Origin of the sequence: Kitasatospora sp. NPDC098652 (assembly GCF_044760155.1) — a bacterium.
Classification (GTDB): Bacteria; Actinomycetota; Actinomycetes; order Streptomycetales; family Streptomycetaceae; genus Kitasatospora.
This window is the reverse complement of sequence record NZ_JBIWAQ010000015.1, coordinates 112,367-125,954: the sequence shown is the minus strand read 5'-3', so window position 1 is coordinate 125,954 and position 13,588 is coordinate 112,367. Positions and strand designations below refer to the sequence as shown.

Sequence of the window (13,588 nt, the reverse complement as noted above, 5' to 3'; positions counted from 1 at the left end):
AATTTCCTTTTCTCTGGTTTCCGGTTGGCCGTCGGCCGGCCTCGGCACTTTCGTACTTCCCGGCGCTGCCGACGAATGAAGAATGACACGGCCGCAATTGGCCGCCAAGACCTCACTTCCGGTGCCCGGACTAAGTATTGAGCACGTGCGGCCGGTGCGGTAGATTTCAGGCGTCCCGCGCCCTTGAATACGCATCAGAATACGTATCGACATACGCATCCGAATGCGTACCGGGAAATCGACGGGAAATGCGTACGTACGTGTTCGCCGGGCGCGTACGCATTCCGGAAGTCCCGGGTGAGCACCGAGAGGAAACACGGGGGTGGTCCGCACCGTGCCTACGCACACCGTCCCGCCAGGCCCTGCCGACGACATCGACATGGCGCTGATGAGGGAGTCGCCGCTCGACTTCATCACCGGCCTGGCCCGCAGCTACGGCGACGTCACCCGGCACCGTGCCGACGGCGACACCGTCTACCTGCTCAACCGGCCCGAGTACGCCCGGCACGTCCTCAAGGACAACGGCGCCAACTACACCAAGGAAGGCACCCCGGACGACGCCATGCTGCGCCCGCTGCTCGGCAACGGGCTGCTGACCAGCAACGGCGCCGACTGGGCCCGCCAGCGGCACCTCACCGCGCCCGCGTTCCGCCCCACCGCCGTCCGCACCTTCGACGGCATCGTCACCGACGCCACCGCCGGGATGCTGGAGCGCTGGCGGCCCGCCATCGAGGCCGGCACCCCGCTGGAGGTGGACCAGCACCTCACCGCGCTCACCCTCGGCATCCTCACCCACGCCATCCTGGGCGCCGACCTCGACGGCATCGGCGAGGGCTTCGCCCGCGCGGTGGACGCCGTCAACCGCTGCATCGGCCACTACGTACCGACCCCGGACCCGGACCCGGCCGACACCGCCCGCCGGTACGCCGACTTCGGCCGCGCCCGGGTGTTCCTCAACACCGTCACCCGCACCCTGATCGCCGCCCGCCGCGCGGGCGGGGGCAGCACGGGCGGGGGCGCGGGCGGAGGCAGCGCGGGCGGAGGCAGCACGGGCGGCGGCGCCGCCGGAGCGGGCGGCGACCTGCTGGACACCCTGATGTCCAGCCACCACCTGGTCTCCGACGAGGACCTCCGCGACCAGGTACTGACCATCGTGATGGCCGGCCACGAGACCACCGCCAAGTCCCTGACCTGGACCCTCTACCTGCTCGACCGCCACCCCGAGGAACTGGCCAAGGTCCGCGAGGAGGTCGACCGCGTCCTCGGCGGCCGCCCGCCGACCGCCGCCGACCTGGCCGCGCTGCCGGCCTGCCGGCGGGCGATCCAGGAGGCCATGCGGCTCTACCCGCCGGTCTGGCTGATCTCCCGCCGGGCCGTCGGGCCGGACGTCATCGGCGGGTACCACGTCGAGCCCGGCACCCTGGTCTGCGTCAGCCAGTGGGTGCTGCACCGCCACCCCGAGTACTGGGAGCGGCCGGACGCCTACCTCCCGGACCGCTTCGACGGCGCCGACCTGCCCAGCCACCTCTACCTGCCGTTCGGCGGCGGCGACCGGATCTGCGTCGGCCAGCACTTCGCGATGCTGGAGGCCGTCCTGGTGCTCGCCTCCCTGCTCCAGTCCGTCCGGCTGGAGCTGGTCGAGGGCTTCCCGGTCGAACCCGAGGCCCTGGTCACCCTCCGCCCCAAGCACGGCATGACGATGATCGCGAGGCCCCGATGAGCACGCCCGTACGACCGGTCGGCGGTTCCTACGACCCCGCCCGCACCACCGGCGGCGGCCTCGCCGCCGAACTCGACCGGCTGGAGGCGCAGGCCGCGCTCTCCTTCCCCGAGGAGCTGCGCATCCTGCGCGAGCTCGGCCTGTCCTCGGCCCGCACGGTGCTCGAACTCGGCGCCGGGCCGGGCGCGGTGACCCGCCGGCTGCGCGCCGCGCTGCCCGCCGGTACCGAACTGGTCGCCGCCGACATCGACGGCGAACTCCTCGCCCACGCGGCCGGCCCCGGGGTGACCCTGCTGGTCGCCGACGGCGCCGAACTGCCGCTGCCGGACGCGAGCGTGGACTTCGTCCTGCTGCGCTACGTCCTCCAGCACGTGCCCGACCCGGTCGCGGTGCTCGCCGAGGTCCGCCGGGTGCTGCGTCCCGGCGGCACCGTCGCCGTCACCGAGGTCGACTCCGCGCTGTGGGGCGCCGCCGAGCCCTCGTACCCCGAACTCGCGGGCGTGCACGCCAAGATGGCCGCCGCCCAGCGGGCCGACGGCGGCGACCGCTCGATCGGGCGCCGGCTCCCCCGGCTGCTGCGCGCGGCCGGCTTCGAGCGGCCGGTGCTGCGCCCGTTCGCCACCACCAACGACGACCACCCGACCGACGCCTTCGCCCCGCAGCTCGGCCCGCGGCGCCTGGAGCCGCTGGTCGCCCGGGGCGTCCTCTCCCTGGCCGAACTCGCCCTCGCGGCGGACCGCTGGAACCGCTTCCGGTCGGACCCCGACGCCTGGGTGATGCTGCTCGGCCTCACCGCCGCCGCGACCGCACCCGCGGGCCGCGGACCGCAGGAAACCGCCTGACCGCACCACACCCCTCCCGGAAACCGGAAAGGAACACCTCCATGCACCCCAAGGTGAAGATCTTCATCACCATCTTCTGCTACATCAGCGCCGTCGCCGGCCTGGTCACCGCCGTGATGGACGCCAGCCACAAGCCCGCCGACACCACCTCCGCGGTGGTCGCCGGTGTGCTCGGGGTGGCCTTCCTGCTGGGCGGCCTGGCGCTGACCCGGAAGCCGCGCTACTGACGATGGCGCCCGGAGGCTTAGCAGCGGGAACGGGTCGGGGGGGGGGGGGGGGGAAGCCCCCCCCCCCCCCCCCCCGCCCCCCCGCCCCCCCGCCCCGCCGCCCCCCCCCCCCCGCCCCCCGCCGCCCCCTTTAGGGCGGTTGCCCGGGGGGGGGGTTGGGGGGTTTGGGGGGGGGGGGGGGGGGCTCCCACCCCCCCCCCCCCCGACCCGTTCCCCGACGGCTCAGCGACCCTTGCTCAGCGACCCTGGCTCAGCGGCCCTTGCGCAGCGGGTTGATCACCCCGAACGCCCCGGTCAGCGTGGACGGGTCGACGAAGGAGCCGCCCGGCCCGTGGGTGCGGACGAAGTTGTTCACCAGCCCGGAGAACGACGGGTCCACCTTCGCCCGGTACGCCGCCAGCAGGTTCACCCGCTCCGGCGTGGACAGCTCCTGCTCGGCGCGCAGCTGGTGGCTGCGCGAGAGGTGGTACATGCCCTCGACGGTGTAGCCGGCGTCCAGCCAGCCCTGCCACAGCGCGTCGCGGTCCGCCTCCTGCCCGGCGAAGTGCTCCAGCGCGCGCGGCCGCGGCTCGGTCGGGGCCACGGGCGCCGGCACCCCGGCGGTCGGCACCGGCTCGGCCCGCAGCTCGACCCGCCGCCCGCTCAGGTAGAGCACCGAAACACCCTTGCGGACACAGAAGTTGAGCGCCTGCGCGGCCTGGTCGACGACCGCCTCGGCCTTGTCGTTGAGCGAGGTGTTGCACAGGATCGGCACCCCGGTCGCGGCCCGGAAGGCGTCCAGCGCCCGGTGCAGCCGCGGGTTGGACGCCGCGGTGACGGTCTGGTGCCGGGCCGAGCCGTCCAGGTGGACGATCGCGGGCACCAGCTCCCGCACCTGCGGCCGGACCTGCACGGCCTCCAGCATGTACGGCGACTCGCGGTCGGAGGCGAACCAGTCCCCCGCGTGCTCGGCCATCACCATCGGCGCGACCGGCCGCCACCACTGGCGCCGCTTGTACTCGTTCAGCAGGTCCTTGACCTTCGGCGAGCGCGGGTCGCCGAGCAGGCTGCGGTGGCCCAGCGCGCGCGGCCCGAGCTCGGCCCGGCCGTCCACCCAGGCGACCACGCCGTCCGAGACGTCGGCGACGAAGCGCTCGTCCTCGAAGTCCGTCACCGAGACGATCCACGGCGCGAACTCGGCCAGCGCCTCCTCGGTGTCCAGGACGTCCCGGCCGTAGTACGGGGAGGTGATCCGCAGCTCGGAGCCGTCGAGCGCGCCGGCCCCGTACAGGCCGAGCAGGCCCAGGCCGATGCCCTGGCCGGAGTCGTTGGCGCACGGCGGGGTGACCAGGCCGCGGAAGCCGAAGCGGTCCATCAGCAGGGTGTTGGTGGGGCAGTTGAGCGCGTAGCCGCCGGTGGTGGCCAGGTGGGTGTCCTCGGCGCGGATGCCGCCGACCTCCAGCAGCCGCTCCACGTTGCGGATCGCGACGCCCTCGCAGCAGCGCTGGATCACCTTCATCACGGCGCTGCGCAGGTGGTCCTCGCGGCTGAGCGAGTCGTCCAGCTCCGCGTCGGCGAGCTGCTCCTCGGCGGCGTCCACCACCGAGCGCACCAGGTCGTGGGCGGCCTTCCAGGGCTGGGTCGCCGAGCCGCCGAAGAAGGTGACCCCGGCGATCGCGGCCTCGGCGTCGAACTCGATCGCGGCCGTCGAGGCGGAGGCGAGCGCCATCAGCGAGCCCGGCTCCAGCCCGAACACCGTCTCGGCCGCGGTGTACAGCGGCCCGGGGGACTCCACCGGCTCGAAGGTGATCTCGCCCTGCTTCACCACGCAGCCCGCGTACCAGTACGGGTTGGGGCGGCTCTCCTGGGCGTAGTCGGGCAGCGCGTCGATCGCCAGGCCGACGATCTGCCCCTCACGGAACAGCGGGACGTCCCGCAGCACGCCGCTGAACAGGTGCGCCAGGCTGTGCAGCGGGAAGTCCTCGGCCCCGGCCGGCTTGGGCACCGGCTGCGCCTTCGGCAGGCCGGGCGTGCCCCAGGTGGCGGTGACGTCGTCGAGGGTCAGCCCCTCCTCGGCCAGCAGCGCCGACAGGAAGGCCGCCGAGCGGCCCTCGGTGTACAGCGGCCAGAAATGGTGCTTCTGCCCGCTGACCCGCTCCAGTTCCCAGACCCGGACGAGTTCGACGTCCGCCCCGTCCCGGCGCCACAGCGCGACGTTCTGGTCGTGCCGGACCGAGAAGACCGCACCCGGCCCCGGCGGCGTGAGATAGGCGGAAAGGAAATGCTCGGCCACGGTTACCTCTTATTCCTCGGTCTGCCAGGTTCTGTCAGGACGAGGTATTTCCGGCCCGTGCGCGAAGGGATGTCCCGGGATTTCCGGTACCCCGCCCGGGCCGGCCGCCTGCCCCCGGCACCAGCGACTACCCGGTCATTCGACCACGCGTGCGGAGGCCCGGTACATACTGAAATCCCCGTTTACGCACGGCCCCGGGCCCGGGCGTACGCATGCGCAGCGGGGGCCTCGGCGGCCTCCCGGCAGAACGGCCCGGGCCCCGGGCAGCGGCTGATCCACTGCCCGGGGCCCGGGCCGTTGGTGGGGAAGTTCCCGGCGCTCCGGGAGGTCAGGCGCCGGCGCCCGCCCTGGCGTCCTGCGCGGCGAAGAACTCGTCGGCGATCGCCCGGGTCCGCGGCAGCTCGGCGACCGGCTCGCCGATCACCCGCCCCGCCAGCTCCGTGGCCAGCCGGATCACGTCCTCCCGCAGCTCGGCCTCGGCCAGCACCCGGTCCGCCGCCAGCTGCACCTGCGCCTCGGCCAGCATCCCGTCCCGCAGCGCCTGCCCCTCGGCCCGCAGCCGCGCGATCAGCGCCGCCCCCTCCTCGGTGGCGGTCTGCCGGATCGCCGCCGCCTCGTGCCGCGCCGCGAGGAGCTCCGCCTGGAACTCCTCGTACACCCGCCGGGCCTCCGCCCGCGCCTCCTCGGCCCGCTCGACACCCCCCTCGGTGGCGTCCCGCCGCTCCCCCAGCACCTTCTCGATCCGCGGCAGCAGCACCGCCCCGAGGATTCCGAATATCAGGAAGAAGCAGACGAGTCCGATCACCAACTGCGCTGGATCAGGCTTCAAAGGTCCCATGGCCGCATGGTAGTTGAGTCCACATCACTCAATCCGGGCGGGGCCTTCCACCGGGTCCGCGCCGGTCGGGCGTGCCCGCACCGGGGGCTCCGGCCCGTCCACCTGGCCGCGGGCACCGGCGGATTCGAGGTGATCACCGGTGCCGGCGTCGGCCTCTACGGCCTCTGGCGCGCCCACCGTTGAACGGCCGGAAACGGCAGCATCCCGGCCGATCGTGCCGGCCGGGATGCTGCGCTGATGTGGGCCACCAGGGGCTCGAACCCTGAACCTACGGATTAAAAGTCCGCAGCTCTGCCAATTGAGCTAGTGGCCCGCGGCCCTGCGCCCCGGAGGATCCCGGGTGGAGAGGGCCACGGCGATCCTACCCGGTGGGCCCCAGGGCTCCGCCAGTGGATTGGGTGGGCGCGCCGGGTGCCGGGGCTGCGGCCCGGGGCGGGGCGTAGTGGGCGGCGCGGACGCGGCGCAGCCAGGCCTCGGCGGGGCGGGGGTCGGGGGCGTCGGGCAGGACGCCGGGGCCGGCGAGCCGGTCCGCGGCCTCGGCGAGCAGCTGTTCGGCGGTGGCGGGGCGGTCGGCGATGCGTTCGCCGAGCTCGCGGACGCGCTCGGGGTCGGGCAGCCGGATCAGGTTGCGGCCGGTGCGGTGCAGCCGGACGGCCTGCTCGACCAGCCGGACGAGGTGCCGGGCGTGCTTGGCGGCCCGGCGGCGGGTGGCCGGGTCGGTGGTGTCCCGGGTCAGCAGCTTGCGGAACTGCTGGTCCGCGTAACCGAGATAGGCCCGGCGGACGGCGGGGGCGCTGAGGAAGCTCGACCGGATCGCGACCAGTTCCCGGCCGAGCGGGGTGGCGGTCTCGTACAGCTCCTCGGGCAGCCAGACCAGTTCGGAGGCGGTCGGGTTGCAGGACAGCGCCAGGCGGCACCACTTGGCGGCCTCGTGCAGGGTGACGTCCGGCTCGGTGGTGACGTGCGACTCGGCCGGGCGGTGCAGGCCGTGCAACTCCTCGGTGGGGACGGCGAACAGCCCCAGCCGGTCGACGTCGGAGCCCGCGTGGGCGAAGCCGTAGGCGGTGGAGCCGACAATGCCGGAGAGCAGCACAGTGCCGGAGAGCAGCACAGTGCCGGAGAGCAGCACAGTGCCGGAGAGCGGCACGGTGCCGGAGAGCGGCACCGTGCCGGGTGCGTCGGTCATGCGTCCTCCTCTCGATCACCGGTTCCGCCGGGTACCGCATCCTCCCCGGAACGGGCCGCGCCGGGCGAGCGATTTCCGGTCCGGGGCCCGCCCGGCCGCCGATACTGGGCCCATGGAGCACGATCCCCGCCCGGAAGCCGTCGGTGTCGAGAAGCTGCGGGCCTGGTGGTCGCACCGGCAGTGGCTGGACCGCCCGCACCCCGGCGCGTCCGCCGCCGAGGTGCTGGCCGCGACCGGCTGGGCCCGTTCGGTCGGCGGCGCCGCCCCGTACCTGGGCCTGTTCGCCCGGGCCGGGCTGGGGCGGGCGGCCGTGGACGCGGCGGTGGCCGACCTCTCGGTGCACGAGCTGCCGTCCGCCCGGGGCTGTACGTACCTGCTGCCGGCCGCCGACTTCGCGCTCGGCCTGGCGGTCGGCGCGGCCGCCCCGGAGGGCGAACTGGCGGCCGCGGCCAAGCACCTGGGCGTCGGCCGGGACGAGGTGGAGCAGCTCTGCCTGGCCGTCGAGCGGGCGCTCGCCGACGGCGGGCCGCTGGATCCGACCACGATCCGGGAGGCGGTCGGCGACGCCGTCCGGCCGCTCGGCGAGCCGGGCCGCAAGCGCGGCCTGGCCACCACCCTGCCGCTCGCCCTCGGGCTGCTGCAGTCGCGCGGCCGGATCCGCCGGGTGCCCGTCAACGGCCGCCTGGACCAGCAGCGTTACGGCTACGTCGGCTGGGACCAGCCGGTCCTCGGGGACGCCGTGGACCTCGCCCGCCGCTACTTCTCCTGGGCCGGGCCGGCCACCCTCGGACACTTCCGCTGGTTCTCCGGCTTCTCCGCGGCCACCGCCCGCCGGGCCGTCGCCGAGGCCGGCCCGGTGCCGGTCGCCCCCGGCTCGGACCTGCTGCTGCCGCCCGAACTCGCCGAGGAGTTCGCCGGGTTCGAGCGGCCGGCCGAGCCGCACTACACCCTGCTGGCCGGCATCGACGGCATCCACCTGCTGCACCGCGACCTGTCCCGGCTGCTCGACCCCGCCGACGCCGCCCGCCCGCTGCCCGCCGGCCGGGCCGGGCGCACCTTCGGCGGCGAGACCGACCCGCAGACCCACCTGGTGCTGGACCGCGGCCGGATCGTCGGCCTGTGGGAGTACGACACCGAGCGGGCCGAGCTCGTCCACCTGTCCTTCGTCCCGCCGGACGACGCGCTGCGCGCCGCGGTGGCCCGCACCGAGGCGTTCGTCCGGGACGAACTGGGCGACGCCCGCGGGTTCAGTCTCGACTCGCCGAGGAGCCGCGCCCCCAGGGTCGCCGCGCTGCGGGAGGCCGCCGCGCGGGGGTGGCCGGCCGGGTAGCGTACGGCCCATGTCGAACACCAGCACCGACGAAGTCCTGCTCGTCACCGGCGCCGGTCGCGGCATCGGCGCCGCCACCGCCCTGCTGGCCGCCCGCCGCGGCTACCGGGTGTGCGTCAACTACCGTACGGACGAAGCCTCGGCCGCCGCCGTGGTGGACGCCGTCCGGGCCGAGGGCGGCACCGCGGTCGCCGTCCGGGCGGACGTCACCCGCAGCGCCGAGGTGGAGCGGCTGTTCGCCACCGTGGACGCCGAACTCGGGCCGCTCACCGGGCTGGTGAACAACGCGGGCACGCTGGAGCGGCAGTGCCGGCTGGAGGAGATCGACGAGGAGCGGCTGAACCGGATCTGGGCGGCGAACATCACCGGCCCGTTCCTGTGCGCGGCCCAGGCCGTCCGCCGGATGTCCACCCGGTACGGCGGGCGCGGCGGCGCGATCGTCAACGTCGGCTCGGCCGCCTCCCGGATCGGCTCGCCGAACGAGTACGTCGACTACGCGGCGGCCAAGGGCGCGGTGGACTCGATGACCCGCGGCCTGGCGCTGGAGGTCGCGGCCGAGGGCATCCGGGTCAACTGCGTGCGCCCGGGCCTGATCCACACCGGCATCCACGCGCTCGGCGGCGAACCGGGCCGGGTCGACCGGGTCGCCCCGGGCCTGCCGATGCGGCGCGGCGGGGAGCCGGAGGAGGTCGCCGAGGCGATCCTGTTCCTGCTCTCCCCGGCCGCCTCGTACACCACGGGGGCGTTCCTGGAGGTCTCCGGCGGGCGTTGACGGCCCCGGCCGGGGGGCGGGGATTCGGCGAACGGTCCTCTCCGGTTTCCTTCCCCCCGCTCCGTCCGCGCCCGTACCGTGGGGCCATGACCGCTGCCTTCATCGACATCGCCGGTGTGCGCAACTTCCGTGACGCGGGCGGGATCGGCGCCCTGCGCCGGGGCGTCCTGTACCGCTCCGGCTCCCTCCACACGCTCACCGAGGAGGGCGCCCGGAAGCTCAAGGAGCTCGGCCTGCGGACGGTGATCGACCTGCGCAGCCCGTTCGAGCTGGAGGTCTGGCCGGACCAGCGGCACGGCCTCGACCACGAGTCCCTCAACCTGCCGACCCTGCCCGCCAACCGCGAGGACCTCGACCGGCCGTGGCCCGAGGACCAGGCCGCGCTCTACACCTTCATGCCCGAGACGGCCGGCCCCTCGCTCGCCGCCGTGATCCGCCGGCTGGCCGCCGCGGAGGCCGTCCCGGCGATCGTGCACTGCGCCGTCGGCAAGGACCGCACCGGCCTCACCGTCGCCGTCCTGCAGTCCCTGCTGGGCGCCTCGGACGCCGACATCACCGCCGACTTCCTGCGCTCCAACGCCGGCCTCGGCCTGGAGGACGGCCCCACCCCGTACATCGACGAGACCGGCACCGAGCGGGTCTCCCGCCCGGTCGACGCCGACCTCATCGCCTCCTCCCTCGCCTGGATCCGCACCCACCACGGCACCGTCCCGGCCTACCTCGCCGCCCACGGCACCACCGAGGCCGAGCTCGCCGCCCTCCGGGCCAACCTCTCGGCCTGAGGGCGGCGGCCCCGGGGGTCAGGGCCCCCGGCCCGGGCCGGAACGGCCGAGGCCCCCGCGGGTCAGTCCTGGCGCTCGAACCGCCACCACTGGGTCGGGGCGTCGGTGTCCTCCCACTGCTGGACACCGGCGTCCGTGGCGGTCAGCGGCTTACCGCTGATGAAGCTGGTGACGGTGTAGGTGCCCGGGGCGTCCACGTGGGCCTCCAGCAGCCACTCCTGGGCGCCGAAGGCGTTGGCGGACCACTGCTGGACGGGAACGCCGTCGTCCGGGGAGGCGCCGGTCACGTCCAGGCGCTTGCCGCTGTTGACGTTCTCGATGTGGAAGAGCGCGCCGCCCGGGTGGACGGCGGTGAGCCGCCAGAGCTGGGCGTCGGTGCCGTCGGCCGCGCCGAGGCGGATCCGGGCGCCGCTGCGCCGGGAGGCCTCCGCGACCTCCAGCAGCAGGCCGCTGCCGACGTTGCGGATCCGGTAGCGGCCGTCGGTGACCGCCCGGTCGGCCGTGCTGTCAGGGGCGCTGTCCGTCATGGCCGCAGTCTCGCACCCGCGGCTGACAGCCCGGCTCGCACCCACGGCTGACAGCCCGGCCGGCTGCGCCTATGCTGCGGCGGATGTCCTCCCAGAACCTTCCGCCGACCCGTCAGCAGCCCACCCTCCTGGAGGCGGTGGCCGAGCTGGAGGCGGTGGTCGCGGCCGGTGACGACGAGGGCTTCGGCCCGGCCCTGAGCCTGGTCGGCGGGCTGTTCGGCCCGGCCGGCCCGGCCGAGCGGCGGGCGGCCGGCCCCCGGCTGGCCGCGCTGCTGCCGGACGCGCCGCCGTTCCCCCGGGCGCACCTGGCGATGGTGGTGGGCGCCTGCGTGGAGTCCGGTGCCGATCCGGTGGCCTGCGCCGGCCCGGTGCTGGCCGGTCTGCGCGGGGCGCTGACCGGTGCCCAGCGGCTGGTCGAGCACTGGGCGCGGACCGGCGGCGGGCCGCTGCCGGACCAGGAGGCCGACGATCCGGCCGAGGCGCACGCCCGGATCGAGCACCCGGAACACCTCGACCCCTGGCAGGCGCACCTGGCCGTGGTCGCCTGGTGGACCCTGCACCTGTGGCAGCAGGCCGCCTGGGCGGTCTACGCGCACCCGCCCGTCCGGGCCGAGGCCCGCGCCTCGGGCGTCACCGAGGTGCTGCTGGAGCTGTTCGACCGGTACGGCGGCGAGCGGCACGACTTCAAGGGCCTCACCCACCTGGCGCTGGTGCTCGACGACGAACCGCTGCTGGTCCTCGACCGCCCCACCGGGACCGGCTACCTGCTGCGGATGAGCGGCCTGAGCGACACCTTCCAGCTGCACACCCTGCTCGCCGACGTGCTGATCGGCGGCGGCCACCTGCCCGGCCTCCCGCAGGACCCGGAGGTGGTGGCACTGGCCCGGACGGCGTTCCCGGACGGCCGCCGGCTCACCGCCACCGGCGCCTTCAACCTGGTCGCCCCGGACGGCTCCTGGCTGTGGAACGAGGGCACGCCCAGCGACGTCCCGCTGCTGGACGGCGTGCGCACCCTGGTGCTGGAGCCGCTGCCGTACGAGCGCAGCTGGTCGGCCGGGCGCTTCCTCCCGGAGGTCCCGGGCGACCTCCGGCTGGAGCGGGTGCTCGACCCGGCGGAGGCGGCCCGACTGCTGGCCCGCACGGTGCCGGGGGTGCCCACCGCGGCGGCCTTCGGCTGAGTCCTCCGGGGCCCCGGCGGGCCGCTCCGTTCACCGGGTTAGGGTCGGAAGCCGACACGTCCTTACGAGCCCCACGAGTGGAGTCGACGATGGCGAAGGTCCCGAACGCGCTCGCATCCGCCGCGCCCGCCGCGCTGACCGCGGCGAGCGGCCTGGTCGGCGGTTACGGCGTGGCCCGCTGGAGCGGCCGGCGCGAGCTGGGCGGCGCGGTGCTGGCGGTGGCCGGGGCCGGCGCGGCCGCGCAGTGGCGCCGCAGCTCGGGCACGGCGGCCGCGGCGGCGCTCACCGGCCTGTACGTGGCGGCCTTCGGCGGTTCGCACCCGCTGGCGAAGCGGATCGGCGCCTGGCCGTCCGTGTTCGCCGTCACCGGGGTGGTCGCGGCGGCTTCGACGGCCGCGACGGTGCTCTCCGCGCGCAAGCGCTGAGCCTCTCCGCCCGCAAGCGCTGAGCCCCACGGCGCGCAAGCGCCGAGCCGCCCGCCCGGTTCAGGACGGGACGACCGCCGGGCCGAACCGGGCCTCGAAGGCCGCCCGGTTCGCCGAGACCGGCGTGCGGTCCCACACCGCGAACACCACCCGCTCGAACGCGCCCCCGTACCGGGCCAGCGCGCCCTCGAAGGCCTCGGCGACCTGGGCCGGGTCGTTGCGGAACACCCCGCAGCCCCAGGCGCCGAGCACCAGGGCACGGACCTCGTGCCGGGCCGCCGCCGCCAGCACCCGGACGGCCCGCTCGGCGAGCACGCCCCGGACGTCCGTACCGGCCGAACGCCGTTCCAGCTGACCGGCGTTGGGGGCGGGCGAGGTCAGGAAGGTGACCGGGTACGGCCGGGCCAGCAGGCCGCCGCGGCCGTCCCGGACCACCGGCACGCCGGGCGAGACGACGACCCGGTGGCTGTACCGCAGGTCCGTCGAGGCCCGGTGCGCCTCGTAGTAGTCCGGCGCCTCCAGCAGGCAGCTGTACAGCAGCGCGCTGCGGCACAGGTCCTCCTCCTGGGCGCGGGCGCCGCGCAGGTACCCGCCGCCGGGGTTGCGTGCGGAGGCGAAGTTCAGCACCCCGACCGGCCCGGCCCCGGCCGCGACCAGCCGCCGGGCCGCCTCGACGCTGCCCTCGGCCGTGACCTCGACCGGCCCGCCCGCGGGCCCCCGCTCCCCGGCGGCCAGCAGCGCGTCCAGCCCCTCCGGGGAGTACGACACCGTGCCGGCCCGGGCGGCCGCCAACTGCTCCCCCACCTGCACGAGTTCGCCCCCGGCCGTCCGGTAGCTCCCCCGCGCGGCGATCTCCTCGTTCTCCCGTGCCACGTCGTGCAGTCTGCTGCTCATGTCCGTGACGCTACGGGACTACCCTCGGCGCGCGCCACAGGTTATTCTCACTTCCAGAACAACACCTCGGGGGGCGAGCGGTAGCGAGGTGTGGGGGGGTATCGGGGGATACCGGGGGAACACGAAGGGCCCGCTCCGGGGGACGGAGCGGGCCCTTCGTGTGTGGTTCAGTCAGCCGGCCGGCGGTCGATCACCGACCGGGCCGCACGACCTCGTCCGAGGTCAGTTCTTCCAGCGCGGCTTGCGGTCGTCGCGGTTGAAGCCGCCACCGTTGAAGCCACCGCGGTCACGGTCGCCGAAGCCACCGCGGTCACGGTTGAAGCCACCGCGGTCGGCCTGCGGACGGCCACCGGCGCGGTGGTCGTCGCGGCGCGAGAACGGACGGCTGTTGCTGCCGCCGCGCTCGTCGCGGTCCCGGCCGAAGGACGGGCGGTCGCCGAAGGAGCGGGCCGGACGGTCGCCGAAGCCACCGGTGCGGCCGCCACGGTCGTCACGGTCGCGGTTGAAGCCGCCCGAGCGCTCGCGGTCACCGAAGCCACCGGAACGGCCACCACGGTCATCGCGGTCACGGTTGAAGCCACCCGAACGGCCACCC

The 13,588-nt window shown here is 75.2% G+C and carries 13 protein-coding genes, 1 tRNA gene and 1 pseudogene; 9 read left to right on the top strand and 6 right to left on the bottom strand.

Annotated features, from left to right (window positions below):
* The first annotated feature begins 334 nt into the window (after positions 1-334).
* Genes ACIQWA_RS28225 through ACIQWA_RS28215 form a run of 3 tightly spaced genes read left to right on the top strand, consistent with a single transcriptional unit; the run spans position 335 to position 2,789 of the window.
* Positions 335-1,720 carry a cytochrome P450 gene (locus ACIQWA_RS28225; RefSeq protein ID WP_402487291.1) on the top strand — a complete coding sequence of 462 codons (1,386 nt, stop codon included), beginning with the start codon at positions 335-337 and terminating at the stop codon, positions 1,718-1,720.
* Positions 1,717-2,562, top strand: a complete 846-nt coding sequence (locus tag ACIQWA_RS28220) for a class I SAM-dependent methyltransferase (RefSeq protein ID WP_402487289.1) — start codon at positions 1,717-1,719, stop codon at positions 2,560-2,562. Before ACIQWA_RS28225 ends, ACIQWA_RS28220 begins: the two co-directional genes overlap by 4 nt.
* Before the next feature lie 41 nt (positions 2,563-2,603).
* Positions 2,604-2,789: a hypothetical protein gene (locus tag ACIQWA_RS28215; RefSeq protein ID WP_360237855.1), complete on the top strand. Its 186-nt coding sequence runs from the start codon at positions 2,604-2,606 to the stop codon at positions 2,787-2,789.
* Positions 2,790-3,039: 250 nt separating this feature from the next.
* Here the strand turns inward: ACIQWA_RS28215 and ACIQWA_RS28210 are convergent, their stop codons facing one another.
* From ACIQWA_RS28210 to ACIQWA_RS28195, 4 genes are all read right to left on the bottom strand, one after another.
* On the bottom strand, positions 3,040-5,061 hold the full coding sequence (locus ACIQWA_RS28210; RefSeq protein ID WP_402487286.1) for a carbamoyltransferase C-terminal domain-containing protein: 2,022 nt from the start codon (positions 5,059-5,061) through the stop codon (positions 3,040-3,042).
* A gap of 328 nt (positions 5,062-5,389) precedes the next feature.
* Positions 5,390-5,899 carry a hypothetical protein gene (locus ACIQWA_RS28205; RefSeq protein WP_402487285.1) on the bottom strand — a complete coding sequence of 170 codons (510 nt, stop codon included), beginning with the start codon at positions 5,897-5,899 and terminating at the stop codon, positions 5,390-5,392.
* A gap of 240 nt (positions 5,900-6,139) precedes the next feature.
* A tRNA-Lys gene (locus ACIQWA_RS28200) sits at positions 6,140-6,212 on the bottom strand.
* 48 nt (positions 6,213-6,260) lie between these two features.
* Positions 6,261-7,085, bottom strand: a complete 825-nt coding sequence (locus ACIQWA_RS28195) for a DNA polymerase beta superfamily protein (RefSeq protein ID WP_402487283.1) — start codon at positions 7,083-7,085, stop codon at positions 6,261-6,263.
* Between the two features lie 112 nt (positions 7,086-7,197).
* Between ACIQWA_RS28195 and ACIQWA_RS28190 the strand changes: the two genes are divergently transcribed.
* From ACIQWA_RS28190 to ACIQWA_RS28180, 3 genes are all read left to right on the top strand, one after another.
* Positions 7,198-8,415 (top strand): DNA glycosylase AlkZ-like family protein, encoded by a 1,218-nt coding sequence (locus ACIQWA_RS28190; protein WP_402487281.1) that lies wholly within the window; start codon positions 7,198-7,200, stop codon positions 8,413-8,415.
* Between the two features lie 10 nt (positions 8,416-8,425).
* Complete coding sequence (locus ACIQWA_RS28185) at positions 8,426-9,187, top strand: SDR family oxidoreductase (protein WP_402487279.1); 762 nt, start codon at positions 8,426-8,428, stop codon at positions 9,185-9,187.
* Positions 9,188-9,273: 86 nt separating this feature from the next.
* A complete protein-coding gene (locus tag ACIQWA_RS28180) occupies positions 9,274-9,969 on the top strand; it encodes a tyrosine-protein phosphatase (RefSeq protein ID WP_402487277.1) in 696 nt (231 codons plus the stop codon).
* A 62-nt stretch (positions 9,970-10,031) separates the two neighbouring features.
* Here the strand turns inward: ACIQWA_RS28180 and ACIQWA_RS28175 are convergent, their stop codons facing one another.
* The gene (locus ACIQWA_RS28175) at positions 10,032-10,496 is read right to left on the bottom strand and encodes an RICIN domain-containing protein (protein ID WP_360237841.1); all 465 of its coding nucleotides are present in this window, start codon (positions 10,494-10,496) and stop codon (positions 10,032-10,034) included.
* An 83-nt stretch (positions 10,497-10,579) separates the two neighbouring features.
* Here ACIQWA_RS28175 and ACIQWA_RS28170 point away from each other — a divergent pair, with 83 nt between their 5' ends.
* On the top strand, positions 10,580-11,674 hold the full coding sequence (locus ACIQWA_RS28170) for a hypothetical protein (RefSeq protein ID WP_402487275.1): 1,095 nt from the start codon (positions 10,580-10,582) through the stop codon (positions 11,672-11,674).
* A gap of 89 nt (positions 11,675-11,763) precedes the next feature.
* Positions 11,764-12,099: a hypothetical protein gene (locus tag ACIQWA_RS28165; protein ID WP_360237837.1), complete on the top strand. Its 336-nt coding sequence runs from the start codon at positions 11,764-11,766 to the stop codon at positions 12,097-12,099.
* Between the two features lie 60 nt (positions 12,100-12,159).
* On the opposite strand, the gene ACIQWA_RS28160 is transcribed toward ACIQWA_RS28165, so the two are convergent.
* The gene (locus ACIQWA_RS28160) at positions 12,160-12,993 is read right to left on the bottom strand and encodes a TIGR02452 family protein (RefSeq protein ID WP_402487273.1); all 834 of its coding nucleotides are present in this window, start codon (positions 12,991-12,993) and stop codon (positions 12,160-12,162) included.
* 162 nt (positions 12,994-13,155) lie between these two features.
* On the opposite strand from ACIQWA_RS28160, the pseudogene ACIQWA_RS28155 reads away from it, so the two are divergent.
* A pseudogene (locus ACIQWA_RS28155) lies at positions 13,156-13,588 on the top strand (hypothetical protein); the annotation flags it as partial.